This is a genomic window from Arthrobacter sp. Y3222053 (genome assembly GCF_059092805.1).
Window position 1 is genome coordinate 1 of sequence record NZ_JBNHIA010000006.1, and the last position, 25766, is coordinate 25766.

A 25766-nucleotide genomic window follows, 5' to 3' on the forward strand; every position below is an offset into this window, starting at 1 on the left:
TGGTCATCCACGGCGTGGTGTAGGTAGGCGTAGCCGGGCCTGCGATTGGCCTCGGTCCGGGTCTTGTTGCGTTTCCCGGTGGCCCGGCCGAGCATCCTATGTCCGCCTCCATCCGGGATCCGCCCGAGCTTCTTGATGTCCACGTGCACCAAATCCCCGGGGTGCTGGTGTTCGTAGCGGACAGGTTTGGGTTGGCGGACCGGCAGGCCGGTGGCCTGATCCAGATGCGAAAGTACAGGCATGCGGTACCGGCGCAGGACCTTCTCAACGGTGGACCGGGGCAGATGCAGGTGGTGGGCGATCCGGTGCGGTCCCCAGAGCTGGTTGAACCGGAGTGCGATGATCCGCCGCTCGGTGCGCACAGGCGTTTGATGCGGGCAGGACAACGGCCGCGAGGAAAGGTCGTGCATCCCCGATGGTCCCCGGGTGCGGTATCTGTCGGCCCATTTCTTCGCTGTTGCCGGTGAGCAGCTGAACCGCTCAGCAGCCCGGCGAAGCGGCCATCCTGACTCGACCACGAGTTTTGCCAGTCGCAGTCGTCCGGTTTCGGTCAGGGGTGCGTTAGCGTGGGTCACGAGGGTCTCCGTTGGCCGATACGAGTGTGGTAACCCATATCGAACCGGAGACCCTCGCCTATTTAACCCTTGCCACGCCGTTCACAACCTCCGTAAGCGCTACACCTAGACTCGCAGGACAGCGCCCCGCGCCGCGGGCACCGGGCCGAAAGGATGCGGCATGTTGGATACGGCTCCCGCCTGGTGGACCCGGGCCGTCGTCTACCAGATCTATCCGCGCAGCTTCGCGGATTCCACGGGTGACGGCGTGGGCGACATCGGCGGAATCATCTCCCGCCTGGACCACCTCGCCGACCTGGGGGTGGACGTCATCTGGCTCTCACCGATCCATGAGTCCCCGGGACACGACAACGGGTACGACATCAGCAACTACCGGCGCATCGATGCGGTCTTCGGCACGGCCGAGGAGTTCGATGAGCTGCTGCACCAGGTTCACCGGCGCGGCATGAAGCTGATCATGGACCTGGTCGTGAACCACACCTCGGACCGGCACTCCGCGTTCGTCACCTCCGCCTCCTCCCGGGACAACCCCTCCCGGGACTCCTACTACTGGCGCGATGCGCGGCCCGGCTTCGATCCGGGGGAGCCGGGGGCCGAGCCGAACAACTGGGGTTCCTTCTTCGGCGGTCCGGCCTGGAGCTACCACCGGCCCACGGGGCAGTACTACCTGCACCTGTTCACCCCGCAGCAGCCGGACCTGAACTGGGACTCCTCCCGGGTGCGGCAAAGCGTGTACGAAATGATGAACTGGTGGCTGGACCGCGGCGTCGACGGGTTCCGGATGGACGTCATCAACTTCATCTCCAAGGATCCCCGCCTCCCGGACGGGCCGGTGGAACCGGGCAGCGCGTACGGCGACGGGGGCCCCTGGTTCACCAACGGCCCGCGGATCCACGAGTTCCTGCAGGAGATGCGCCGCACCGCGTTCTCACACCGTGAAGGCGAGTTCCTGACGGTGGGCGAGACGCCGGGGGCAACCGTGGAGCAGGCCCTGCTCTACACCGATGCCGCGCGGGGCGAGCTGGACATGGTGTTCCAGTTCGAGCACGTGCAGCTGGACCACGAGCCGGGCTCGAAGTGGGAATACCGGGAACTGGACCTGCGGGACCTGAAGACGTCCTGGAACCGCTGGCAGCGGGGGCTGGCGGACAGGGGCTGGAACAGCCTGTACCTGAGCAACCACGACCAGCCCCGGCAGGTGTCCAGGGTCGGCGACGACGGCCGGTACCGCTACGAGTCGGCGACCCTGTGGGCCACGCTGCTGCACCTCCAGCGCGGCACGCCCTACATCTACCAGGGCGAGGAAATCGGCATGACCAGCGCCGGATTCACCGACATCGGCCAGTACCGTGACATCGAGTCGCTGAACTATCACCGCGACGCGCTGGCACGGGGCCTGCCGGAGGCGGACGTGCTGCGGTCCCTGCGCCGGATGAGCCGGGACAACGCCCGCACTCCGATGCAATGGGACGCCGGCCCCAATGCCGGCTTCTCGGAGGCGGAGCCCTGGATCAGCGTCAACCCGAACCATGCGGAGATCAACGTCGAAGCGGACCGCGCATCGGAGCGCTCCATCTTCCGCTGGTACCAGCGGCTGATCCGGATGCGGCACGAATCCCCGCTGATTGCCCTGGGCAGCTGCCACATGCTCCACGGCGACCATCCCCGGCTGTACGCCTTCGAGCGGCTGCTGGGGCAGGAACGGCTGCAGGTGACGGCCAACGTCTCCGCCGATGACCTGGCCCTGCCCCCGGACCTGGCGCACGGCAGGACAGTGATGGACAACTACGACGACGGCGCGGACCCGCTTCTCCTGCGCCCGTGGCAGGTGCGCGTCAGCGCCTCCTGAGGCTAGTCCTCGGCGGTCACCGAGGACCGGTAGAGCTCGAGCAGGGCGGCCGTGCCGCCGTCGGCCATGGCGCGCCGCTGGCGTTCGGAGCCGGTGCCCTGGCTGCGCAGCTGGCGGAGCCCGGCCCGCACCCACTCGGTGTCGCCCTCGGCCTCCAGCGCCGGGCCGATGTACTCCAGCAGGGCCTCGACCCGGTCCCAGGCCGGCACCAGCCGCGCGGTGACCGGATCCACCAGGTTCGAGGTGAGCCCTTCACGGGCGGCCTGCCACATCGCGGCGTCGAGCAGCTCCTCGTCCGGCACGGCGTAGCCGGCCCCGCGCCGGGCCTGCTCGACGGCGGTGCTGACCAGCCCGCGGATCAGGCCGCCCAGCAGCACCGAATCCCGGGCCTGCAGCTGCCCGTCGCCGGCCCGCACCTCGATGGTCGGGTAGGCGTCGGAGAGGCGGACCATCCAGGTCAGCACGCCGCGGTCGATGATGGCGGCCGTGTCCACCAGGCGCTGGATGCGCCGCTCATAGTCGGCGGCGTCGCGGAACACCGGCGGGCAGCCCTGCACCGGCCAGCGCCGGTAGTGGACCACACGCCAGCTGCCGAAGCCGCTGTCGCGGCCGAGCCAGAACGGGGAGTTGCAGCTGAGCGCCACCACCAGGGGCAGCCACTCCCGGATCCGGTTCAGGGCCTGGACGCCGGTTTCCTTGTCCGGGATGGAGACGTGCACGTGCAGTCCGTTGACGAACTGGTCACCGACAATGCCCGGCGCGCTCTGCTGCAGCTCGCGGTAGCGCTCCTTGTCGGTCAGTTCGGGGTAGTGTTCCTCGACCCGGGGAGCGGTGGCCGTCCCCGCCGCCACGACGCCGGCCTTTTCTGCAGCGGCTGCCAGCTGCGTCCGGAAGTTGAGCAGGTACTCTTCGGCTTCGGTCAGGGTGGAGCAGACCGGGGTCGCGGTCTCGATCTGGCAGCTGAGCAGCTCACGCTGCACTTCGTTGTCCGTCACCCGGGGTGAGTCGTGGAGATAGCCGGCCACCTCATCGGCCTTGTGGGAGGGCAGCCCGGTCCGCGGATCGAGCAGCAGGTATTCCTCTTCGATACCCAGCGTGGCCATGGAGCTCCTTAGGACAGCCAGGCGTGCCCGGCGGCTGATCGTTATCTCTACGAGACTAGACACGTCCCCGGCCCGCGCGCCAAACGGTGCCCGCGTGCGGACGCCGCGAACGCCGGTGCGATGTTCCGCTCAGCGTGCCGTGAGGGCGGCGGCAAACAGGCCGGCGACGCCGCGGGCTCCGCCGTTAGCCGCGGCTCGGCGCTGGCGGCGGGCGCCCGGCCCGTGGGTGAGCAGCCTGGCCAGGCCGTCCCGCACGTAGGGCAGGTCGCCGCTGGCCTCCAGCGCCGGGGAGACAAATCTCATCAGCTCCTGCAGCTGATCCTGTGCGCTGCGCAGGCCCGCGGGCGGCGTCCCGTGGCCCAGCAGGTTCCCGTCGAGCCCGTATCGTGCGGCCTGCCACAGCCCGACGTCGAGCAGTTCCGGATCCGCCGGGTCAGCATCGGCAGGCTGACCGGCCAGGGTGGACACGAGCGCGCGGATGAGGGCGGCCAGCAGCACCGAGTCCGCGGCCTCGAGCTGGGCGTCCGCCACCCGCACCTCCACCGTGGGCAGGTGCCCGGACAGCCGTGCCGCCCAGCCGACGTGGCCGGCGTCGAGGACGACGTCGGTGGCCAGCAGGGCGGCCAGGCGGCGCGAGTAATCGGCGGCGTCGGCGAACAGCGGCGGGCAGCCCTGCACGGACCAGCGCCGGTAGTGGACCAGCCGCCAGCTCGAGAAGCGGCTGTCCCGGCCGCGCCAGAACGGCGAGTTGGCCGCAAGTGCGGCGAGGGTGCCCAGCCAGGGCCGAAGCCCGTTCAGCACCCGCACGCCCTCCTCGGGGTCCGCGACGGCGACGTGCACATGGGTGCCGTTCACGTACTGCTCCATGCCCACGCCGCCGGTCATCTCGCCCATCAGCCGGTAGCGGGGCACATCCGTCACATCGGCGGGGGAGCCGGAGATACGGGGCGCGGCGCCGGTAACCGCAACGGCCTGGCCGGCCGCGGCCGCTGCGGCCGCGATCCGGACGCGGAACTCCAGCAGATCGGCGGCCGCCTCCTCCACCGTGGTGCAGATTCCGGTGGCGTGCTCCACCTGGCAGGTCAGCAGTTCCGGCTGGCCGGATGCGCCCGGCGCCGCGCGGGCAATCACCTCTCCGGCCTTCCTGCCGGGCAGCCCGGTGGCGGGGTCAATGAGGAGGAACTCCTCTTCTATGCCGAAAGTACGCACGGGTCCCTCCGGGGAAGGCATCAGCGGTCGGACCAGTCTAGGGGCGCCGGTCGTGCGGCGGGAGGCCGGGCGGCTGTTACCGGGCCGCGGACAACCAGTCGCCCGCCAGCCATCCGCCGGCACAGGCCCCCGCGCCGAGCACCACGTTCAGGACCAGGTTCAGCACCGCCGCCAGGTGCCTGTCCCCGTTCCAGAGCAGCACCGACGCGACGGCCCACGAGCTGAAAGTCGTCAGGCCGCCGGCCAGGCCCGCAGCGACGGCGGCGAACGCCGGGGCGCTCAGTCCGCCGTCCTGCAGCAGGGCGTAGGCGGCGCCGATGAGTGCGCTGCCGGCCACGTTCACGAGCAGCGTGCCCACGGGCAGTGCTGCCCACGGACGGGTTCCGGCGCGGCGGAGCACGAGCGTGTCGAGCCCGAAGCGGACCAGTGCGCCGAGCATGCCGCCCGCCGCCACCGCCAGGGCCGCGAGGACGTTCATGTCCCGGCCCTGCGGTTCCGGCCCTGCCGCAGGCCCAGGAACAGGCCCGCGGCGGCGGCCCCGAGGCCCAGCAGCAGGGAAGCGGCCAGGTAGCCGGCGGCTTCAGCTGCGCTGCCGGCGGCCGTCAGACGTTCAAGGCTCAGGGCCAAAGTGGAGAAGGTGCTGAACCCGCCCAGCAGGCCGGGGCCCAGCCCCGCCCGCACCCATTCCGGTGCCGGCCGGGCGCTCCAGCGGCCGGTGAGCCAGCCCAGGGCCAGGGAGGCGGCGGCGTTTGCCCAGAGGACCACCAGGTCGAAACCGGCGGTGGGCTGCGGAAAGGCCAGGCCGAGCAGGTAGCGGGCTTCGGCGCCCACCGCCCCGCCGATGGCGACGGCGGCCCAGACCCGGCGCGCCGGGAGCGCCGCCCGCTCCGGTCCGGCTGTCACTGAACGGGCCCGGACTGCCGGCGTGCCCGCCAGGACAGGGTGAGGTAGGGCAGCTCCAGCATGGTGTCGGGCTGGTGGCCCAGATGCTCGTACAGATACCAGTCCAGGTTGGCGTGCATCCGCCGGCGGCCGGCCTCACCGGCCGTGCGGTACCAGGAACGGGACTGCGCGAGAGCCGGCAGCTCGTCGGCCCGCAGCGGCTGCGACCAGGACACCGAGGACTGCGCCTGCAGGACGAACTCGGGGCCGACCTGCGGCCGGAAACCGGGACGCAGCACATCACCGGCGTGGCTGATGCGGGCAAACCGGTGCACCCATGGCACCGAGACGTCCAGCTGGTTCCAGACCAGGCCGAGGATTCCGTCCGGGCGCAGGATCCGGGCGAACTCGGTGCTGGCGGCCAGCGGGTCGCACCAGTGCCAGGCCTGCGCCACGGTGACCGCGTCGAGGCTGCCGGCGGGAAGGCCGGTGTGTTCCGCGGTGCCCTGGTGGACGGGAACCTGCGGAAGCGCGTGCCGCAGCTGTTCCAGCATGTCGGCGCTGGGGTCAACCGCCGCGACGCGGAAGCCGGCCTCGGCGAGCACCCGGGTGTACTTGCCCGTCCCCGCCCCGACGTCGGCCACCGTCCGCACCGCGGACCCGTGCACCTGGCAGCCCTCGAACAGCCAGTCCACCGCTTCGGCCGGGTAGCCGGGCCGCACGCGCTCATAGTGGCTGCCGCCGGCGCCGTACCCCTCGGCCAGCTGGCGGCGGCGTTCCTCGCTGAGCCGGGGACCTGTGAGGGCCACGGTCAGAGCAGGTCCACGAGGTCCGGGTTCAGGCGGCTGAGGACCTCGCCGTGCAGGATGCCGTTGGTGGCCAGCGCATTGCCGCCGAACGGGCCGTCCTCGCCTTCCAGCGAGGAGAAGCGGCCGCCGGACTCCGTGATGATGGGGACCAGCGCCGCCATGTCGTAGAGGTTCAGCTCCGGCTCGCAGGCAATGTCCACGGAGCCTTCGGCCACCATGCAGTAGGACCAGAAGTCCCCGTAGGCCCGGGTCCGCCACACGGCTTCGGTGAGGTCCAGGAACTCCTCGAGGCTCCCCCGCTCCTTCCATCCGCCGAGGCTGGAGTAGGACAGGGACGCGTCCCCGAGGCGGTTCACGCTGGAGACCGCCAGCCGCGTGGCGGAGGCCAGCGAACGGCCCATGTAAGCGCCGGTGCCCTTCGCCGCCCACCAGCGCTTGCCCAGGGCGGGGGCGCTGACGACGCCGACCACCGGTTCGCCGTCGTCGACCAGCGCGATCAGGGTGGCCCAGACCGGCACGCCGCGGACAAAGTTCTTGGTGCCGTCGATCGGATCGATGATCCAGCGGCGCGGCCCGCCGCCGATGGAACCGAACTCCTCGCCGAGCACGGCATCGCGCGGCCGGGCCCGGGAAAGCTGGCCCCGGATCGCCTCCTCGGCCGCCTTGTCGGCGTCGGTGACGGGCGTCAGGTCCGGCTTCGTCTCCACACGCAGGTCCAGCGCCCGGAAGCGGGACATGGTCTGGTCATCGACCGAATCCGCCATCACGTGGGCCAGGCGCAGGTCGTCGGTGTAGTTCTTTGCTGCAGGCATACTCCCCAACCTATCCTGTGGGCCCGTTCAAGCCGACGTTTGACGTGCGGGTACGCGGCTAGGTGGTGCCCAGTTCCTTGGCGGACGCCCGCCCCTCGGTCCGGTCGCTGGTGCCCATCAGCCGGCGCAGCGAGGCGAGCCGGGCGGGGCCGGCCTCGCCTGCGGCCCCCGAGGCCACCCAGGCGTCGAGGCCGCAGCCCGGCGCCCCGTCGTCGTGCCGGCAGCCGCGCTCGCAGTCCGCGGTGCCCGGTTCCAGATCCGGGAAGGCCCGCAGGATCCGGTCCGGGTCGATGTGGGCCAGCCCGAAGGAGCGGATGCCCGGGGTGTCGATGATCCAGCTTCCGGGCGGGGCGTCGCGCAGCTTCAGGGCCAGCGCGGAGGACGAGGTGTGCCGGCCGCGGCCCGTGACGGCGTTGACGCCGCCGGTGGCCCGGTTGGCCCCGGTGAGGGCGTTGACCAGGGTGGACTTGCCGACGCCGGAGGGGCCGAGCAGCACGCTCACCTTTCCGGCCAGGTGGCCGCGCAGCTGCTCCACCGCGCTGCCGCGCAGGCGCGCGGAAAGGCCCTCGGCGGACTCGGCGTCGACGCCGTCCTCGGCCGTGCCGCTGACCAGCACGGTGAGGTCGAGGTGGGCGTAGTTGGCGAGCAGGTCGGCGGGATCCTGCAGGTCGGCCTTGGTCACGCACAGCAGCGGCTCTATGCCGGCGTCGTAGGCAGCCACCAGCGCCCGGTCGATGAAGCCGGTGCGGGGCTCGGGATTGGCGGCGGCCACCACGATCACCAGCTGGTCCGCATTGGCGACGACCACGCGCTCGACCGGATCGGTGTCATCGGCGCTGCGGCGGAGCACGGTGGCCCGCTCCTCGACGCGCACCAGCCGGGCCAGGCTGTCCGGCGCCCCGGATACGTCCCCGACCAGGCCCACCATGTCGCCGGCGACGACGGGGGTGCGGCGCAGCTCGCGGGCCCGGGCGGCAACGACGATGCGCTCTTCGGGGGTATCTTCGGCGACGACGGCGGTGTAGCGCCCGCGGTCTACGGTCACCACGCGGCCCAGGACGGCGTCTTCGTGGGCGGGACGTTCCTTGGTGCGTGGCCTGGAGCCCTTCTTGTTCGGCCGGATCCGCACATCGGATTCGTCCCAGCCGCTGGTTCCGCGTCCCATCAGCGCACCTGCCCGCCGTCGGCATCCCCACCGGCCGTCCGGGCGGAGACCAGGGACTCCCAGAGCGAAGGGAACTCGGGCAGGGTCTTGGCAGTGGCCGCGATGTCCTCCACCTGCACGCCGGGAACGGCGAGGCCGAGGATCGCGCCCGCGGTGGCCATCCGGTGGTCCGCGTAGGTATGGAACATGCCGCCGTGCAGCGGGGCGGGACGGATCAGCAGCCCGTCGGCGGTTTCCTCCACGTCACCGCCGAGGCCGTTGATCTCCGCGGTGAGGGCGGCGAGGCGGTCCGTCTCGTGGCCGCGTAGGTGCGCGATGCCGGTCAGCCGCGACGGCGAATCGGCCAGCGCGCACAGCGCGGCGACGGTGGGGGCCAGTTCGCCGGTGTCGGCCAGGTCCACCCCGTGGAGTTCCCCGGTGCCGGATACCGTGAGGGCTCCGTCAGCCCAGGACGCCTCGGCGCCGAACAGCGGCAGGATCTGCCGCCAGCGGTCACCGATCTGGGTGGAGGCCTGCGGCCATCCCGTGATCGTGACGGTCCCGCCGGTGACCACCGCGGCGGCAAGGAACGGGCCGGCGTTGGACAGATCCGGCTCCACGAGGACGTCGAAGGCCCGCACCGGCCCGGGGGAGACCCGCCATTCGTTCGGCACCGAGTCATCCACCTGCACGCCCACCGAGCGCAGCACCTCGACCGTCATGCCGATGTGCTCCATGCTGGGCACCCCGGAGCCGCGGTGCACCAGGTGCAGTCCGCTGCGGAAACGGGGGGCGGCCAGCAGCAGGGCGGAGACGAACTGGGAGGAGGCGCCGGCGTCGATCTCCAGCCGCCCGCCTTCGACGGCGCCGGTGCCGTGCACCGTGAACGGCAGGGCCGCGCGGCCCTCGTCGTCGACCCGGACGCCGAGGCCGCGCAGGGCCTGCACCGTGGTGCCCATCGGGCGGATGCGGGCGTGCGGGTCGCCGTCGAACCTGGTGTGCCCGGCGCGCAGGGCCGCCAGTACGGGCACGAACCGCATCACCGTCCCGGCCAGGCCGCAGTCCACTGCGGCGGGGACGCCGCTTCCGGAACCGGCCGGGGCGGCCGTGACGAGCAGGTCCGGACCGTACGCTCCTGATCCTGCCGTTTCCCGGACATCGGCGCCCAGGGCACGCAGCGCCTGGACCATCAGCGCCGAATCGCGTGAATGCAGCGGCGCCCGCAGCCGGCAGGGACCGTCTGCGAGTGCGGCCAGCACCAGGTAGCGGTTGGTCAGGGACTTCGACCCGGGAACGCTGAGCGTACCGGTGACGGGGGAGCCTGCGGTGAAGGGGGCGGGCCAGGCGGCCGGGGCGGTGGAACGGACCATGTCAGGCAGCGAGCCCGCTCACGGTGGAACGGATGGCCTTGTCCGCGGCCTTGACCCGGCGGCGGGCCGTCCGGTTGACGCGGCGGGCCGTCCGGCCGGTGCTGTGGGTGGCGGAGGACAGGCTGCGGCGGGTGTCGTCGGCGAGCTTCCCGGTCCGCCAGGCCAGGCCGGGCCGGCCGGAGGTGTCGACGGCGGCAAGGAGCACTGCACCCAGCATCGACAGGTTGCGCAGCAGGGCGGAGCGGCGCGAGGCCTTCTCCTCATCGGTCCCGGCCGGGGCGGCGCGGTGGTCCAGCCAGGTGTCGAGGGCCCAGGTGGAGGCCAGCACCGTGGCGGCGAGGCGCGGCAGGCGGCCGGCGCCGAGCAGGATTCCGGCCCCGATCTGGGCTCCGGCGGCGGTACGGGCGACGGCACGGCTGCGGCCGGCGAGGGCCTCGTCCGTTTCGTTGGCGCCCTGGGCGGCGGCCAGCAGGGGCTGCAGCTGCTCGGCGGTGGCGTCGACGCTGCGCAGGCGTCGGGCGCCGTCGGCGACGAACCCTGCGGCAAGCAGCGGGCGGGCGGCGAAACGGACTATCGACATGATGCCTCCTTCTGACGGCAGCCTTGAGGCCGCCGGGCCGGTCCGCCGTAGCGGAGTGTTCCTCCTAGTCTGGCATTTACTGTCGGCGGAGGCACTTCACCGGCCCGCGTCGGTGCGTTCGGACACGGGGGCGTGGAATACCCGGAGGCCCCGACGTGTTGTGCACAGATGTCCGGGGCCCGCAACGGCCCGCCGGTACGAGATGGAGGAAGATGACCCCGCCTGCCGCCACCGCTTTGACCGCCGACCCGGCGGCCGACGCCGCCGTCCGCCTGAACCTGCCCGGCCGCCGCTCTCCCGGGAACCGCCGGTCCGGACCCGTAGACTGGAACGTGATGAAGACTCACGTGCCGGAAGGCAGCCAGGAAGTGGACAAAAGCCAGGTGGAGGCGCCCTTGGATGTCGCGGAGGAGTCCGAGGCGGAACGGAAGCTGCGCTTCGAGCGGGACGCCATGCAGTATGTCGACCAGCTGTACTCGGCCGCCATGCGCATGGCACGCAACCCCTCCGACGCAGAGGACCTGGTGCAGGAGGCCTACACCAAGGCCTTCTCGGCCTTCCACCAGTACAAGCCGGGAACGAACCTGAAGGCCTGGCTCTACCGGATCCTCACCAACACCTACATCAACCTGTACCGGAAACGGCAGCGGGAGCCGCAGCAGGCCCACTCGGACGGAGTCGAGGACTGGCAGCTGGCCCGCGCGGCGGAGCACACTCCCGCCGGCCTGCGCTCGGCTGAGGCGGTGGCCCTCGACCATCTGCCGGACTCCGACGTCAAGAACGCCCTGCAGTCCATTCCGGAGGACTTCCGCCTGGCGGTGTATTTCTCCGATGTGGAGGGCTTCGCGTACAAGGAGATCTCCGAAATCATGAACACGCCCATCGGGACGGTCATGTCCCGGCTCCACCGCGGCCGGCGGATGCTGCGTGAGCTGCTGGCGGAGTACGCGCAGGAGCGCGGCATCCGCGGCAAGGCTGACAGCCCGCAGGGCGGGAAAACCCAGACAACGAAACAGGGGAAGACGCTATGAGCGATTGCCAGAGACTGGGCGATTGCGACGACGCCCGCATTGAGCGGCTGTACGAATACCTCGACGGGGCGCTGTCCCATGAGGACCTGGTCGAGATCAAGGAGCACCTCGAAGGCTGCACCGAGTGCGCCCGGGAGCACGACCTGGAGTGCGTCATCCGTTCGGTGGTGAAGCGTTCCTGCACCGAGGCCGCTCCCCAGACCCTGAAGGCCGGCATCCTGGCCCGGATCAACCAGATCCAGGCGGCCGCCGACCACTGAGCCGCGGCTCAGACAGCAAAAGGCCCCCGCACCGAAGTGCGGGGGCCTTTTTCGCGTCTCAGGTGTTGGGACGCTTGCCGTGGTTTGCGCCGCCGCGCTTACGGTCACGACGCTTGCGTGCACGCTTGCTCATGGCTGCCTCCTTCGCTCTTGATCACACTCTGCCCTCCAGTCTCCCACAGGGAGTCCGCCGCCGCCTAACGCAGGCGCGTCCGACGTCGCGGGCCGGTCAGGAACCCGCCGAGAGCAGGGCCAGGCGCTGCTCCCGCCGGTAGGCCTGTTCCTGCGGATCGGGCACGGGCGCGGCTGCCAGCAGGCGCCGGGTGTACGGGTCCTGCGGGTACTTCAGGACCTGCTCGGTGGAACCCTGCTCCACCATCCTTCCCTTCTTGAGCACCGCGATGTGGCTGGCCAGGATCTCCACGACCGCCAGGTCGTGGCTGACGAACAGGCACGCGAACCCGTACTGCTGCTGCAGGTCCTGCAGCAGCTGCAGCACCCGGGCCTGCACCGACACGTCGAGGGCCGAGGTCGGCTCATCCGCCACCAGCAGCGAGGGCCGCAGCGACAGCGCCCGGGCAATGCCGACGCGCTGGCGCTGGCCGCCGGAGAGCTCGTGCGGATACCGGTTGCGGAAGCTGACCGGCAGGTGCACGTCCTCCAGCAGCTGGGCGACCTTGGCGTCCAGATCCCGCCGGGAAGGCTTTTCATGCAGGTACAGCGGCTCGCCGATGCTCTCGCCGATGGACAGGCGCGGATTGAGGGAGGCCGCGGGGTCCTGGAAGACGATGGCGAAGCTGCGCCGCAGCGGCTTCAGCTCCTTCGCCTTCAAACCGGTGATTTCGGTGCCGTTGATGCGGATGCTGCCTGCGGAGGTCTTCAGCAGGCCGGTCACCGCCCGGGCGATGGTGGACTTGCCCGAACCCGACTCGCCGACCAGGCCCATGACCTCGCCGGGATTGATGGTGAAGGTGATGTCCTGGGCGGCCTTGAACGCCGGCTGGCGGAAGCGGCCGGGATACTCGATGTCCACCCCCTCCAGGGCCAGGGCCGGCACCACGTCCGACGCCGGCTCGCTGATCCGCTCGGACTCGGCCAGCAGCTCCCGGGGAGCCTCGGCCACCTGCAGCGACCCGTCGTCCTCGACCTCGACGGAGGCGAGGACGCCGCCGACCTTCGAGCCGAGGTGGGGAACCGCGGCCAGCAGCTGGCGCGTGTAGGGCTCGCGCGGGTTGGCGAACAGCTCCGTGGTGGGAGCCGTCTCGACGATGCGCCCCTTTTCCATCACGACCACGTGGTCGGCCAGGTCCGCGACCACGCCCATGTCGTGGGTGATCAGGAGGATGGCGCTGTTCAGCCGTTTGTTGAGCCTGCGCAGCAGCTCCAGCACCTCGGCCTGCACGGTGACGTCCAGGGCCGTGGTCGGCTCATCGGCAATCAGCAGGATCGGATCGTTGGCAATCGCGATGGCGATCATCGCGCGCTGGCGCTGGCCGCCGGAGAACTGATGCGGATAGTGGTCGAACTTCTCCTCCGGGTCAGGCATCTCCACCATGCGGAGCAGCTCGATCGCGCGTTCCTTCGCCTGGGCCGGCGTCGCGTTGGTGTGCTGCTCGATGATCTCGGATATCTGGTCACCGACCGTCAGCACCGGGTTCAACGCCGTCATGGGCTCCTGGAAGATCATGGCGATGTCGTTGCCGCGGATCCGGCGCAGCGTGGACTGGGGCACGCCGATGAGCTCCCGGCCCTGCAGCTTCGCGCTGCCGGTGGACCGCCCGTTGCGGGGGAGCAGGCCCAGCAGCGCCATGGAGGACATGCTCTTGCCCGAACCGGACTCGCCCACGATGGCCAGGACCTCGCCGGGGTGGACGGCGTAGGTGACGTCCTCGGCGGCCATGACCCATTCGTTCTCGACGTTGAACTCCACGCCGAGGCCGTTCACGGAGAGGATGGGCGCGCCGTCGGCCGCGGGGGCGCCGGCGTCGGAGTAGACGGGGGAGGCGCTCATTGCTTGATCCTTGTCTGTCGGGGGTCGAACGCGTCGCGCAGGCCGTCGCCGATGAAGTTCACGGCCAGGGCGATGGTCACGATGAACAGGCCAGGCCAGAGGAACAGCCACGGACGGGTGGTCATCGCGGAGCGGTTCTCGTTGATCAGCCGGCCCAGCGAGGTGTCCGGCGGCTGCACGCCCAGGCCGAGGAAGCTCAGGGAGGTTTCGAGCAGGATGGCGCTGGAGATGGCGAGGGTGGCAAAGACGATGATCACGCCGATGGTGTTCGGCAGGATGTGCTTGAAGATGATCCGTGCGGACCCGGCGCCCACCGACTTGGCGGCCTCCACGAACTCCTTTTCCCGCAGGGACAGGAACTCGCCGCGGACCAGCCGGGCCAGCGAGGTCCAGCTGATCAGGCCGAGGAAGATCGCGAAGACGACGATGCCGTACCGGGAGACCATCGCGGCCAGCACGGCCGCCACGACCAGCAGCGGAATGGTGATGACGACGTCGGTGAGGCGCATCAGCACCGCTTCGGTGAAGCCGCGGAAGTAGCCGGCGACGGCTCCGATGATGGTGCCCACGATCGTGGAGACGATCCCGACCATGAAGGCGATGATCAGCGAGATCTGCGTTCCGCGCATGGTCATGGCGAAGTAGTCGCGGCCCAGGGTGTCCTGGCCGAACGGGTGGTCGCCCAGGCCGGTCCAGGAAAGGGTGGGCCCGCCTTCGGCGATCGGCATCACTTCCGAGAAGTTGTATTTCCACCAGCCCGGGATCGGGCCGATGCCGATGGAGGTGAAGGAAAGCAGCATGACGAACAGGAGCATCGCCATGCCGACGAGGGCGCCCTTGTGGCGTAGGAACCGCTCGAGGACCAGGCGCCCCTGGCTCTTGGCCGCGGTGGGTGCGGGGCCTCCGGCGGGGGCGACGGCGTCGGGCCGGGTGCCGGCCTGGCCGGCCTCCGGACCGCTGTTCTGCAGGACCATGGCTGCGGCCTCGGGATTACCTCCGACGCTGCCCGGCTGTGCCCGTGACGGGCTGGTGTTTTCAGTCATTTCTTCCGCCTGCTAGTTCAGGGTGATGCGCGGATCGAGGAAGGCGTAGGCGATGTCGGCGAGCATGTTGAACAGCACCGCCGCCGCGCCCGTCACCAGGAAGAACGCCATGATCACGTTCGGGTCGACATTGTTCAGGCCGTTGACGAACAGGCTGCCCATGCCGTTCCAGCCGAACACGTTTTCGGTGACGACGGCACCGCCGAGGACGGCGGCGAAGTCCACCGCAACCAGGGTGGTGATGGGAATCAGGGCGTTCCGGAAGGCGTGCTTGACCACCACCGTCCGCTCACTGAGGCCCTTGGCCCGCGCGGTGCGGATGTAGTCCTGGTTCATGACGTCCAGCTGGCTGGCCCGGGTGTAGCGGGTGTACAGGGCGAACGAGATCAGGGTCAGGGCCACGGTCGGCAGCGCCAGGTAGAGCACGTAGTCCAGGTTGATCTCCCAGAAGGTGCCCTTCAGGTTCGGCGTCTCGGAACCGGTGGTCGGAATGGGCCGGCCGCCGTTCTTGCGGGACAGCGAGCTGTAGGCCGACAGCAGATGGTCCAGGAAAATGAAGAACCCGGTTCCCAGGCCGGCGACGATGCTTACCCGCCGCGCGAGCCGGGCGTAGGGCCCGCCCAGCAGGTGTCCGATCAGCATCGACACGCCGATCGTGAGGGCTGCGAGGGCGGCGATAATCAGCCAGTTCGGGTCCTCGAGCAGGCCCATGGTCAGGAAGTAGGCGGCGAAGCCCACCCCCACGGTCACCAGCGCGGATCGAAGCACCTCGCGCCGGCGCAGGCCGGAGAACAGGCTGACCGCGGCGAGGGCGAGTCCCAGGGAGCTGAGGAGCACGCCGACCGGTCCCAGCCCCGGGTCCCGGAACCAGTTGGTGGTCAGCAGGATCAGCAGGATGGCGGCCGTGGCCACCGTCGCGACGCCGAACACCATGAGGCGGCGGCGGCGGTCGCCGCCGACGATCACCGTCCAGATAACGCCCGCGACCACGCCGACCAAAAGTATCTGCAGATAGGACATCTGCGGATTCCCGAGCCAGGTGTTCAGGTCGATGGCGAGGTACTGCTTGAGGAGGGTGGAGAGCCAGAAGACCGGCATCGAGAAGAGCAGGAAGGCCAGGAAGGTCACCGAGTAGTCGAAGGTGCTGTACTGGCGGAGGGCGGTGACCATGCCGGTGATGACGCCGAGCAGGATCGCGATGATCGTGGCCACGACCACGAGGCGGAAGGTCGCGCCCATGGCGTTGACCAGCTGCGGCAGGACCGGATTGCTGGAGCGGTCCAGGCCGAGCGTGCACTGCGCTCCGCCGGGCACGACGCACCGCCCGATCTCCTGCAGCCAGAGCAGGTAGCGGATGTGGACGGGCTCGTCGAGGTTCATGGCGGCCGTACGGGCCGCGATGCGCGACTCACGGTCGCTGCTTTGCAGTTCAATGAGGTCGTGCAGGGGGTCGCCGGAGTTGACGGCGAGGACGAACATGAGGGCCGTTGCGGCCAGCAGGATGAAGAACGAGGTCACCGTTCTTCTGAGGATGAAGAAGAACACCGGAAGGCTCCTAGGGAATGGTGCAGATCCGCGCCGGGGGTGTGCGCGGGAAACGGGAATGGGCAGACCCGAATGGCCTGCCCATCCCCGCTTTGCTGGATCAGCTGCCCGGAAAGGCTAGCCGTTGCTCTTGGTCCACTCGTAGGCATTCCAGGTGATGCCGGTCTGGGTGGGGTTGTACTCCACGCCCTCCATGTTGGAGTTGTAGGCCACCAGGCCCGGGTTGGCGTACAGGACGACGTTGTACATGTCGGCCCAGAGGGCTTCCTCCATGCCCTTCTTCAGCTCAACGGCCTCGGAGGCGTCCGTCAGGGTCACGACCTCGCCCCAGAGCCGGTCAACTTCCTCGTTGCTGAAATCGCCGTAGTTCTGGACACCTTCGGAGATGTAGATGGACTCGCCGCTCGCGACCAGGCCGGAGCCGGCCCAGGCGAACAGTGCCGCGTCCCAGGCGCCCGGCTCATCGAGCTTGGACGTCCACTCGGCGTCCGGCTGCGCGATGATGTTGAACCCGGCCTGGTCGCAGGAGTTCTTGATCAGCGCGGTGATGTCGGCGCGGACCTGGCTGGAGGCGGAGAACATCAGGCGCACGTCCACCGGCGCGGTCTTGCCGGCCTCTTCGAGCAGGGCCTTGGCGCCCTCGACATCGACGTCCTTGTACTCGGCGGCCGTCGGCACGGCTGCCAGGACCTCGTCGTACTCGGGGCTGGACGGCTGGAACTCGCGCAGGTCCATCACGACGCCCTCGGGGTCGACGGGCTTGAGGAACTTGTCGACGATCTCCTGGCGCGGGGTGCACTTGGCGAAGGCCTGGCGAACGGCCAGGTCCTCAAACACGGCGCCCGGGCGCTGGTCGAAGTCGATGTGGCTGAAGGTCATCTGGCTGCCGACCTCAAGTTCGACGCCGTCAATGGCCTCGAGCTGGGTCTTGGTGTCGACGGTCGGCCCGGAGGGCTCGATGACGTCGACGTCGCCGTTCTGCAGCGCCTGGACGGCCTCGGTGTCTTCGATGGCCTTGAACACGATGGTGTCGGTCTTGCCGGCACGCTCGCCCCAGTACTGGTCGTTCTTGACCAGCGTCAGGGTGCCGTTGCTGCCCGTTTCCATCTTGTAGGGGCCGGAGGCCGGGAGGAGGGCGGTGTCGGGGATGCTGGAGAGCTCGGCATCGGCGAAGTTCCAGCCGCTGTTCCAGAACTCGGCGACCGGGGTCAGGGCCGCGATGTCGTCGTTCTGGATGGCCTCGACAAGGGCCTCCCCGTTGTTCTCGACGCTCAGGCCGGCCTGCTCGGCGGCGATGTGGGCCGGCATGACCGGTTCGGTGAGCAGTGCTTCCCAGTCCACGTAGGGCTCGGTGAACACGAAGGTGAATTCCTTGTCGCCGGCGCTGCCTTCGGGCTTCTCAATCTGCGAGTAGCCGTTGTTGGAGGCGGGCTGGAAAATGTCTTCCTCGCCGTTGAGGAACTTGCCGGAGCGGGAGGCCCAGTCGAGCAGGTAGTCATCGAAGTCGATGGGCGTGCCGTCGGACCAGACCGCGTCCTCGTGGATCGTGTACTTGATCGTGAGCGGATCTTCGCTGACCTTTTCGTACGAGCCCATGTCGGGATTCGGGGTCAGTTCGCCATCGCTGTTCATGGCGGCGAAGTTGCTCATCGTCAGGTTGGTGACGTACGAGTTGTAGACGCTGTTGGCGTTGGAGGTATTGCCGTTGTAGGCATCGGGTGCCTGGCTGACGGCGATGTTGATCGTCGAGGCGATGTTCTCGTTGCCGCCTTCGGTTTCGGCGGCGTCGTTGTTTCCGCCGGCCGATCCGCAGGCGCCCAGGAACAGCGCGCCAACGGAGAGGGCGGCAACGGCCGCCGTGCGCTTTGTACGCATTCGTAGTCCTAACTGATGGTGAGCGTCAGGAACCCCCTGTGGCGGTCCCCCCATGAAGGCGCCCGTGATAGGCGCCACATGGGAAGAAGCGTAGCCAGTAAATGTTTCCGCCGAGAAAACTGTTAGCCGTTGTTAACCGATCGTTATGTCCACGCGCAGCGCCGCGGGGACGGCGGGAACGTGAAGGGGCCCCCGGACACGGTCCGGGGGCCCCTTCACAGGCAGGATCAGTTCATGTCGGGCAGGTCGAGCCACCGGTACCAGCCGCGGTGCAGCACCAGCCACGCCATCAGGCCGTAGCCGGCCTGGCCGGGGGTGCCGCCGTTCGCCGCCAGGTCGCTGCGCCACTGTTCGTGGTTGATCAGCGGGGTCAGGGTGTCGACATAGACGTGCTTGCGCCGGGTGGTGACGTCCCCGAAGGCGGCGGAGAGGTCCGCGAGCCTGCGGTTGCGCTCGGGGTCCAGTCCCGGCGGAGGGCCGACGACGAAGACCTTGATGCTCATCTGCGCGGCGCCGTCGAGGATGTTGGCCAGGTTCAGGCGGCTGCGCGCAGTGGTCAGGTCCAGGTCGAGATCCCGGCCGGAAAGGCCGATGACCAGCCGGTTCTCACAGCCGTCGTCGAAACGGCGGCCGGCCTCCTGGAGCCACCGGTTCGCCAGCGCTTCGGTGCCCTCCGAGGGCGCTGCAAGCGTATAGGCCTGCAGGGAGGCATTCTCCGGCGTCGTGCGCGCCAGCACACGACCGATCCAGCCCAGTGCACGGGGGTCTCCGTGGCCGGCGAGCAGTTCGTCTCCGACTGCTGCGAGCCTGATTCTGCGTTGTTCCACTAGCTCCCTTTTCCGCTCCAAGGCTTCCTGCGCCGCGGGCGGGGTGCCGGTGGCACCCCGCCCGCGGATCAGCCGGCTACTGGCGTTCGAATGCCTTCCGAACCAGGATGTCCTGCTCCACGGCGTGCCGCTTGGCGGACCCGGTGGACGTGGCCGCCGAAGCCGGGCGGGACACCAGGCGCAGGCGCCGGTCCAGCTCGGGCGCCAGGTTGAGGCCGATGAACGGCCACGGACCCTGGTTGGCGGGCTCGTCCTGCGCCCAGACCAGCTCGGCGTTGGGGTACTTCTCCACGGCTGCACGGATCTCCGCCAGGGGCAGCGGGTACAGCTGCTCCACGCGCACGATGGCCGTCTTGTCGTCGCCGGCCTTCTGGCGCTGGGCCAGAAGGTCGTAGTACAGGCGGCCGGAGACCAGCAGCACCCGGTCGACGGCGTTCGCGTCGAGCTCGGCGTGCTCCGGAATCACCGGCTGGAAGTCGCCCTGGGTAAAGTCCTCCACCGCCGTGGCGGCGGCCTTCAGGCGCAGCAGCTGCTTGGGTGTGAACACGATCAGCGGCTTCCGCGGACGGCTGTAGGCCTGGCGGCGCAGCAGGTGGAAGTGCGAGGCGCCGTTGGAGGGGTTGGCCACGATCATGTTGTCCTCGGCGCACAGCTGCAGGAAGCGCTCGATGCGTCCGGAGGAGTGGTCCGGGCCCTGGCCTTCATAGCCGTGCGGCAGCAGCATGACCAGCGAGGACCGCTGGCCCCACTTCTGCTCCGCGGAGGAGATGAACTCGTCGATCACCGTCTGCGCGCCGTTGACGAAGTCGCCGAACTGGGCTTCCCAGAGCACCAGGGCATCCGGGCGCTCCACCGAGTAGCCGTACTCGAAGCCGAGGGCGGCGTATTCGGACAGCAGGGAATCGTAGATCCACAGCTTGGCCTGGTTCGGATCGAGTTCGGCCAGCGGAGTCCACTCGGCGCCGGTCACCCGGTCGTGGAAGACCGCGTGGCGCTGGGTGAAGGTGCCGCGGCGCGAGTCCTGGCCGGCGAGCCGGACAGGCACGCCCTCCATCAGCAGCGAACCGAACGCTGCGACCTCGGCGAAGCCCCAGTCGATGCCGCCGTTGCGGGACATCTGCTCGCGCTTTTCGAGCAGGGCCTTGAGCTTCGGGTGCACGGTGAAGCCCTCCGGCACGGCAAGGTGGGCCTTGCCGATGTGCGCCAGGGTCTCGGGGGCGATCGCCGTGGTCGCCGGGGAGACGATGCTGTTGCCTTCCTGCTGCGCCGCGGGGCGCTCCAGGTCGGAAACGGCCTCGGTGTCCTTGGTGATCACCGGGATGGGCGAGGTCTGGGCCGCGTGGGTCTCCGCGAAGACCCGCTCCAGTCGGCCCTGGTAGTCGCGCAGCGCCTGCTCCGCCTCTTCCTGGCTGATGTCGCCGCGGCCGATCAGGGACTCGGTGTAGAGCTTGCGGACCGAACGCTTGGCCTCGATCAGGCTGTACATCATCGGCTGGGTCATCGAGGGGTCGTCGCCCTCGTTGTGCCCGCGCCGGCGGTAGCAGACCATGTCGATGACGACGTCCTTGTTGAACCGCTGGCGGTATTCGAACGCCAGCTGGGCAACCCGGACCACGGCTTCGGGATCGTCGCCGTTGACGTGGAAGATCGGCGCCTGGACCATCTTGGCCACGTCGGTGGCGTACACGGAGGAACGCGACGAGGTGGGGGCGGTGGTGAAGCCGACCTGGTTGTTGACCACCACGTGGACCGTGCCGCCGGTCCGGTAGCCGCGCAGCTGCGACAGGTTGAGGGTCTCGGCGACCACCCCCTGCCCGGCGAACGCGGCGTCACCGTGGATCAGGATCGGCAGGACGGGGAACTCGTCGCCCTGGTCCAGCCGGTCCTGCTTGGCGCGGATGATGCCTTCGAGCACCGGGTCCACCGCTTCAAGGTGCGAGGGATTCGCCGCCAGGTAGACCTTGGTGGTCTTGCCCGAGTCGGAGGTGAAGGTGCCCTCGGTGCCCAGATGGTACTTCACGTCGCCGGAGCCCTGGACGCTGCGCGGATCCTGGATGCCCTCGAACTCACGGAAGACCTGGGCGTAGGTCTTGCCGGCGATGTTGGTCAGCACGTTGAGGCGGCCGCGGTGGGCCATGCCGATGCCGACTTCCTCCATGCCGGCCTCGGCGGCGTCGGAGAGGACGGAGTCCAGCAGCGGAATCAGGGATTCGCCGCCCTCCAGGGAGAAGCGCTTCTGGCCCACGAACTTGGTCTGCAGGAAGGTCTCGAACGCCTCGGCCGCATTGAGCTTGCTCAGGATACGCAGCTGCTCATCCCGGGTCGGCTTGCTGTAGGGCGCCTCGAGCCGGTCCTGGAACCATTCGCGTTCCTCGGGGTTCTGCAGGTGCATGTACTCCACGCCCATGGTGCGGCAGTACGCGTCGCGCAGCACACCCAGGATGTCCCGGAGCTTGAGCATCGGCTTGCCGCCGAACCCGCCGGTCGGCCACTCGCGGTCCAGGTCCCAGAGGGTCAGGCCGTGGTTCAGGATGTCCAGGTCCGCGTGGCGGCGCTGCACGTACTCCAGCGGGTTGGTGTCGGCCATCAGGTGGCCGCGGACCCGGTAGGCGTGGATCAGCTGCTGGATCCGGGCGACCTTGTTGATCTGCTCTTCGGGGTTGACCTGGATGTCCGGGCTCCAGCGTACGGGCTCGTAGGGGATCCGCAGCGACTCGAAGATCTCGTCGTAGAAGCCCTGCTCGCCCAGCAGCAGCTGGTGGATGATCTTCAGGAATTCGCCGCTGCCGGCGCCCTGGATCACCCGGTGGTCATAGGTGGAGGTCAGGGTGATGATCTTGCTGACGGCGTTGCGGGCCAGGACCTTTTCGTTGGAGCCCTGGAACTCGGCCGGGTACTCGAGGGCGCCGGCGCCGATGATGGCGGCCTGGCCCTTCGAGAGGCGGGGCACCGAGTGCACGGTGCCGATGCCGCCGGGGTTGGTCAGCGAGATCGTGGTGCCCTTGTAATCGTCGGCGGTCAGCTTGCCGGCGCGGGCGCGCTTGACGATGTCCTCGTAGGCCTGCCAGAACTCGGAGAAGTTCAGCGTTTCGGCCTTCTTGATGTTGGGCACCACCAGCAGGCGGGTTCCATCGGGCTTGGGCATGTCGATGGCCAGGCCGAAGTTGATGTGGGCGGGCTGCACCGCCGTGGGCTTGCCGTCGATCTCGTCGTAGTAAACGTTCATGGACGGGAACTGCGCGGCGGCACGGATGATCGCGTAGCCCAGCAGATGGGTGAACGAGACCTTGCCGCCGCGGGCACGGGCCAGGTGGCTGTTGATGACGATCCGGTTGTCGATCAGCAGCTTTGCGGGGACGGCGCGCACGGTGGTGGCCGTCGGGACGCTGAGGCTCAGGTCCATGTTCGTCGCGATGGCCTTGGCCGGGCCGCGCAGGACGGTGATCTTGTCCTCTTCGGTCTGGCTGTTCGGCGCGGACTTGGGCAGCTGGGCCGGAATCGGCGCGCTCTTGGTCTCGGGCTTCGAGGCGGCGGCGGCCTCGGCGGCGGACGGGCGGCCCTTGGCCGCCGGTGCGGCGTCGGCCGCCGGCTCCTTGGCCACCGGGGGGCGGCCGGACTGCTGGGCCGCTGCGGGGGACTCGCCGGAGGCCTTGGGCGCGGCCTGCTCGCTCTTCACCACCGGCAGCTGGCGGGTGGGCGGATTCGAATCCTGCTTCGAGGGGGCGGCCGCTCCGTTCCCGCCGGCGGAGGAGGAGCCGCCGTCGGCCTGCCCGTCCTCCTCCTTAAAGGAGTCGAAGATGCTCCACCACTTCTTGTCAACTGAGTTCCGGTCCTTCAGAAACTGCTCGTACAGCTCGTCGACCAGCCACTCGTTGCCCCCGAATTCCTCCGGTAGACGGTGGCTAAATTGGTTTGGCACTGGTTATACGCCTCTTCCATGAGTTGCCTTTTGCCCTTGCGGCAGCCTGTTCCGAGGACGTGCGCCTCAAGACTTGCCGGTATGCGCCCGGTGCGCAGTGACCGAGACCTCCTGACAGTCTAGTGACAGTTGACAAGAACTGGCTAATCCCCCACAGAGGCGTGGCGGGCCCGCGTCCGGATCCCAAAGCGCGGACGGCGCCGCCGTTTTCGGGGCTGCCGGCGGGCGCCTGCGGCCGGAGCCGGTACTCGGAAGCACCTGTCGCGGCAAAGAGCCGACACTGTAGAGTTGGGCGTCTATGGACAGTTATTCCAGACGCCGGCCCGCGTCCCGTTCAGCCGACACCGGCACCGGGACGCCCAGCGCCGGCAGCACCCCCGACCCCGGCGGAAGCGGCTTTGCCCGCGCCGCCCGCGACACCTCCCGCGCACCATCGGAGCCTTCCAGTCCGGCGTCCTTCCGACCCCGCGCTGATTCCGCACTGACCGTCCCGCCCGCGGCGGTGGCCTGATGGAGTGGCTTTATCTGGGCTTCGGCCTGATCCTGATCCTTGGCACCGGCTTCTTCGTGGCCGTCGAGTTCGCGCTGGTTGCCCTTGACCAGCCCACCGTGCGCCGCGCGGTGGAGAACGGCGACAAGGCCGCCGAACCCCTGCTGCGCTGCCTGACCTCGCTGTCCACGCAGCTCTCCAGCTGCCAGCTGGGCATCACCCTCACCACGCTGCTGACCGGGTTCGTCATGGAGCCGTCGGTGGGCCGGCTGCTGCAGTCCCCGCTCGCCGCCCTTGGCCTGCCGCCCGTGGCGGTGCAGTCGACGTCCGTGGTGGTGGCCATGATCCTGGCGACGCTGCTGTCCATGCTGCTGGGCGAGCTGATCCCCAAGAACCTCTCCATCGCCGAGCCGATGGCCGTGGGCAAGGCGCTGGCGCGTCCGCAGCTGGCCTTCACCTTCGTGTTCCGTCCCGCCATCGTGCTGCTGAACGGCTTCGCGAACCGGATCCTGCACCTGTTTGGCCTCGAGGCCAAGGAAGAGGTCAGCGGGGCGCGCACCCCTGCCGAGCTGTCCTCCATGGTGCGCCGCTCCGCCGAGCTTGGCACCCTGGATGCCGGCACGGCCAACTTCCTCTCCCGGACCTTTTCCTTCTCTGAACGGACTGCGGCCGACGTGATGACACCGCGGATCCGCCTGGAGACCATCGACGCCGACCAGCCGGTGCAGGACATCATCGATGCCGCCCGGCGCACCGGCTACTCCCGCTTTCCCGTCCTCGGCGATTCGCCGGACGACGTGCGCGGCGTCGTGCACGTGAAGAAGGCGGTCGCGGTGCCGCGGGACCGGCGCGCGGAGCTGCCGGCCGCGGCGATCATGTCCGAGGTGCTCCGGGTGCCTGAGACGGTCCACCTGGATTCGCTGCTCAACGAGCTGCGCAGCGCGAACCTGCAGGTCGCCGTGGTGCTCGACGAGTACGGCGGCACCGCCGGCGTCGCCACCCTGGAGGACCTGGTCGAGGAGATCGTGGGCGAGGTGTCCGACGAGCATGACCGCCTGAAGCCTGGCGTGCTCCAGAGCGCGGCGGGCAACTGGTACTTCCCGGGCATCATGCGCCCCGACGAGGTCTCGGCCCTGGTGCCGGGGCTGCAGGTTCCCGATGAGGCCGGCTACGAGACGGTCGGCGGGTTCATCATGGCCGAACTGGGCCGGATCGCCGAAGTCGGCGACCGGGTCGAGGTGCCGGGCGGGATCCTGGAGGTGGAGCGGATGGAGGAGCGCCGCGTGGACCGGGTCAGCTTTGTCCCGTCCGCGTCGGAGGTTTCCGCCGGCTCCGACGGCGCCTCCGCGGGAGGTGCGCGATGAGCGACGTCGCGGGCATCTTCTGGCTGGTGGTCCTGCTGCTGGGCAACGCGTTCTTCGTCGGTGCCGAGTTTGCGGTGATGTCCGCCCGCCGTTCCCAGATCGAGCCGCTGGCCGAAACCGGATCGAAGCGGGCGAAGACCACGATCTGGGCCATGGAAAACGTTTCGCTGATGCTGGCCTGCGCCCAGCTGGGCATCACCGTGTGTTCCCTGCTGATCCTCACCGTGGCCGAGCCGGCCATCCACCACCTGCTGGCGGCGCCGTTGGAGGCGGTCGGGCTGCCGGTGGAGGCGGCCGACGGCGTGGGCTTCCTGGCCGCGCTGCTGATCGTGACCTTCCTGCACGTGACCATCGGTGAGATGGTGCCGAAGAACATCTCGGTCTCCGTGGCCGACCGCGCCGCGCTGGTGCTCGCACCGCCGCTGGTGATGGTCTCGCGCATCGTGCGGCCGGTCATCTGGACCCTGAACTGGCTGGCCAACCACGCCCTGCGCCTGCTGGGCATCACGCCCAAGGACGAAGTGACCTCCAGCTTCACGCTGGAGGAGGTGCAGTCCATCGTGCAGGAGTCCACCCGCCACGGGCTCGTGGCCGACGACTCCGGCGTGATCTCCGGTGCCCTGGAGTTCTCCACGCAGACGGCCGGTGACGTCATGGTGCCGCTGGCGGACCTGGTCACGCTGCGGACCGACTCCACGCCGGCCGAGTTCGAGAAGGCCGTGGCCCGCACCGGGTTCTCGCGGTTCGTGCTGGTGGATCCGGCGGGCAACCTGACCGGCTACATGCACCTGAAGGACGTCATGGCCGTGCCGGCGGAGGCCTACGGGCAGCCGATCACCGAGAACCGGGTGCGGACCCTGGCGAACCTGCAGGTCGGGGACGGCGTCGAGGACGCCCTGGCCGTCATGCAGCGGACCGGCTCGCATCTGGCCCGCGTGCTGGGGCCCGACGGCGGAACCCGGGGCGTGCTGTTCCTGGAGGACGTCATCGAGGAGCTGGTGGGGGAGATCCGTGACGTGACGCAGGCCCAGGGCGTGCGCCGCTCAGGCGAGGGGCTGCGCGGGTAGG

The 25766-nt window shown here is 69.5% G+C and carries 22 protein-coding genes; 5 read left to right on the forward strand and 17 right to left on the reverse strand.

Annotated elements, in window-relative coordinates:
- Positions 1 to 575 (reverse strand): helix-turn-helix domain-containing protein (locus tag AC5RUW_RS14290; protein WP_494161300.1); only part of this gene is annotated, 575 nt, incomplete at its 3' end.
- A gap of 160 nt (positions 576 to 735) precedes the next feature.
- Here AC5RUW_RS14290 and AC5RUW_RS14295 point away from each other — a divergent pair.
- The gene (locus AC5RUW_RS14295) at positions 736 to 2424 is read left to right on the forward strand and encodes a glycoside hydrolase family 13 protein (RefSeq protein WP_494161301.1); all 1689 of its coding nucleotides are present in this window, start codon (positions 736 to 738) and stop codon (positions 2422 to 2424) included.
- A 2-nt stretch (positions 2425 to 2426) separates the two neighbouring features.
- Here the strand turns inward: AC5RUW_RS14295 and AC5RUW_RS14300 are convergent, their stop codons facing one another.
- From AC5RUW_RS14300 to AC5RUW_RS14340, 9 genes are all read right to left on the reverse strand, one after another.
- Positions 2427 to 3527 (reverse strand): carboxylate-amine ligase, encoded by a 1101-nt coding sequence (locus tag AC5RUW_RS14300; RefSeq protein ID WP_494161302.1) that lies wholly within the window; start codon positions 3525 to 3527, stop codon positions 2427 to 2429.
- Positions 3528 to 3656: 129 nt separating this feature from the next.
- Positions 3657 to 4757 (reverse strand): carboxylate-amine ligase, encoded by a 1101-nt coding sequence (locus AC5RUW_RS14305; RefSeq protein ID WP_494161303.1) that lies wholly within the window; start codon positions 4755 to 4757, stop codon positions 3657 to 3659.
- 55 nt (positions 4758 to 4812) lie between these two features.
- Entirely contained in the window at positions 4813 to 5214 is a 402-nt protein-coding gene (locus AC5RUW_RS14310; protein WP_494161304.1) for a CrcB family protein, read from the reverse strand.
- The gene (locus AC5RUW_RS14315; protein WP_494161305.1) at positions 5211 to 5639 is read right to left on the reverse strand and encodes a FluC/FEX family fluoride channel; all 429 of its coding nucleotides are present in this window, start codon (positions 5637 to 5639) and stop codon (positions 5211 to 5213) included. The genes AC5RUW_RS14310 and AC5RUW_RS14315 overlap by 4 nt, the downstream gene beginning before the upstream one ends.
- The gene (locus AC5RUW_RS14320) at positions 5636 to 6427 is read right to left on the reverse strand and encodes a class I SAM-dependent methyltransferase (RefSeq protein ID WP_494161306.1); all 792 of its coding nucleotides are present in this window, start codon (positions 6425 to 6427) and stop codon (positions 5636 to 5638) included. Before AC5RUW_RS14320 ends, AC5RUW_RS14315 begins: the two co-directional genes overlap by 4 nt.
- A 2-nt stretch (positions 6428 to 6429) precedes the next feature.
- Entirely contained in the window at positions 6430 to 7239 is an 810-nt protein-coding gene (gene hisN / locus AC5RUW_RS14325; protein WP_494161307.1) for a histidinol-phosphatase, read from the reverse strand.
- A 58-nt stretch (positions 7240 to 7297) separates the two neighbouring features.
- On the reverse strand, positions 7298 to 8404 hold the full coding sequence (gene rsgA / locus AC5RUW_RS14330) for a ribosome small subunit-dependent GTPase A (RefSeq protein WP_494161308.1): 1107 nt from the start codon (positions 8402 to 8404) through the stop codon (positions 7298 to 7300).
- Positions 8404 to 9753, reverse strand: a complete 1350-nt coding sequence (aroA, locus tag AC5RUW_RS14335) for a 3-phosphoshikimate 1-carboxyvinyltransferase (RefSeq protein ID WP_494161309.1) — start codon at positions 9751 to 9753, stop codon at positions 8404 to 8406. The genes rsgA and aroA overlap by 1 nt, the downstream gene beginning before the upstream one ends.
- 1 nt (position 9754) lies before the next feature.
- Complete coding sequence (locus AC5RUW_RS14340; RefSeq protein WP_494161310.1) at positions 9755 to 10333, reverse strand: DoxX family protein; 579 nt, start codon at positions 10331 to 10333, stop codon at positions 9755 to 9757.
- Positions 10334 to 10668: 335 nt separating this feature from the next.
- Here AC5RUW_RS14340 and AC5RUW_RS14345 point away from each other — a divergent pair, with 335 nt between their 5' ends.
- Together AC5RUW_RS14345 and rsrA are read left to right on the forward strand one after the other, a co-directional pair.
- A complete protein-coding gene (locus AC5RUW_RS14345) occupies positions 10669 to 11364 on the forward strand; it encodes a sigma-70 family RNA polymerase sigma factor (protein ID WP_494006594.1) in 696 nt (231 codons plus the stop codon).
- On the forward strand, positions 11361 to 11624 hold the full coding sequence (gene rsrA / locus AC5RUW_RS14350) for a mycothiol system anti-sigma-R factor (protein WP_494005356.1): 264 nt from the start codon (positions 11361 to 11363) through the stop codon (positions 11622 to 11624). Before AC5RUW_RS14345 ends, rsrA begins: the two co-directional genes overlap by 4 nt.
- A 58-nt stretch (positions 11625 to 11682) precedes the next feature.
- Here rsrA and AC5RUW_RS14355 read toward each other — a convergent pair whose 3' ends face one another.
- From AC5RUW_RS14355 to AC5RUW_RS14385, 7 genes are all read right to left on the reverse strand, one after another.
- Complete coding sequence (locus tag AC5RUW_RS14355) at positions 11683 to 11757, reverse strand: 50S ribosomal protein bL37 (protein WP_369299106.1); 75 nt, start codon at positions 11755 to 11757, stop codon at positions 11683 to 11685.
- A 96-nt stretch (positions 11758 to 11853) separates the two neighbouring features.
- Entirely contained in the window at positions 11854 to 13635 is a 1782-nt protein-coding gene (locus tag AC5RUW_RS14360) for a dipeptide ABC transporter ATP-binding protein (protein WP_494161311.1), read from the reverse strand.
- Positions 13632 to 14678 (reverse strand): ABC transporter permease, encoded by a 1047-nt coding sequence (locus tag AC5RUW_RS14365; protein WP_494161312.1) that lies wholly within the window; start codon positions 14676 to 14678, stop codon positions 13632 to 13634. The genes AC5RUW_RS14360 and AC5RUW_RS14365 overlap by 4 nt, the downstream gene beginning before the upstream one ends.
- A 12-nt stretch (positions 14679 to 14690) precedes the next feature.
- Positions 14691 to 16223: an ABC transporter permease gene (locus tag AC5RUW_RS14370; protein WP_494005353.1), complete on the reverse strand. Its 1533-nt coding sequence runs from the start codon at positions 16221 to 16223 to the stop codon at positions 14691 to 14693.
- Positions 16224 to 16340: 117 nt separating this feature from the next.
- A complete protein-coding gene (locus AC5RUW_RS14375; protein WP_494005352.1) occupies positions 16341 to 18098 on the reverse strand; it encodes an ABC transporter family substrate-binding protein in 1758 nt (585 codons plus the stop codon).
- A 227-nt stretch (positions 18099 to 18325) separates the two neighbouring features.
- On the reverse strand, positions 18326 to 18925 hold the full coding sequence (locus AC5RUW_RS14380) for a GDSL-type esterase/lipase family protein (RefSeq protein ID WP_494005351.1): 600 nt from the start codon (positions 18923 to 18925) through the stop codon (positions 18326 to 18328).
- A gap of 76 nt (positions 18926 to 19001) precedes the next feature.
- Entirely contained in the window at positions 19002 to 22844 is a 3843-nt protein-coding gene (locus AC5RUW_RS14385) for a multifunctional oxoglutarate decarboxylase/oxoglutarate dehydrogenase thiamine pyrophosphate-binding subunit/dihydrolipoyllysine-residue succinyltransferase subunit (RefSeq protein ID WP_494161313.1), read from the reverse strand.
- A 510-nt stretch (positions 22845 to 23354) separates the two neighbouring features.
- Between AC5RUW_RS14385 and AC5RUW_RS14390 the strand changes: the two genes are divergently transcribed.
- Positions 23355 to 24698, forward strand: coding sequence for a hemolysin family protein (locus AC5RUW_RS14390; RefSeq protein WP_494161314.1), 1344 nt, complete (start codon positions 23355 to 23357; stop codon positions 24696 to 24698).
- Positions 24695 to 25765, forward strand: a complete 1071-nt coding sequence (locus AC5RUW_RS14395; protein WP_494161315.1) for a hemolysin family protein — start codon at positions 24695 to 24697, stop codon at positions 25763 to 25765. The genes AC5RUW_RS14390 and AC5RUW_RS14395 overlap by 4 nt, the downstream gene beginning before the upstream one ends.
- Position 25766 lies beyond the last annotated feature (1 nt).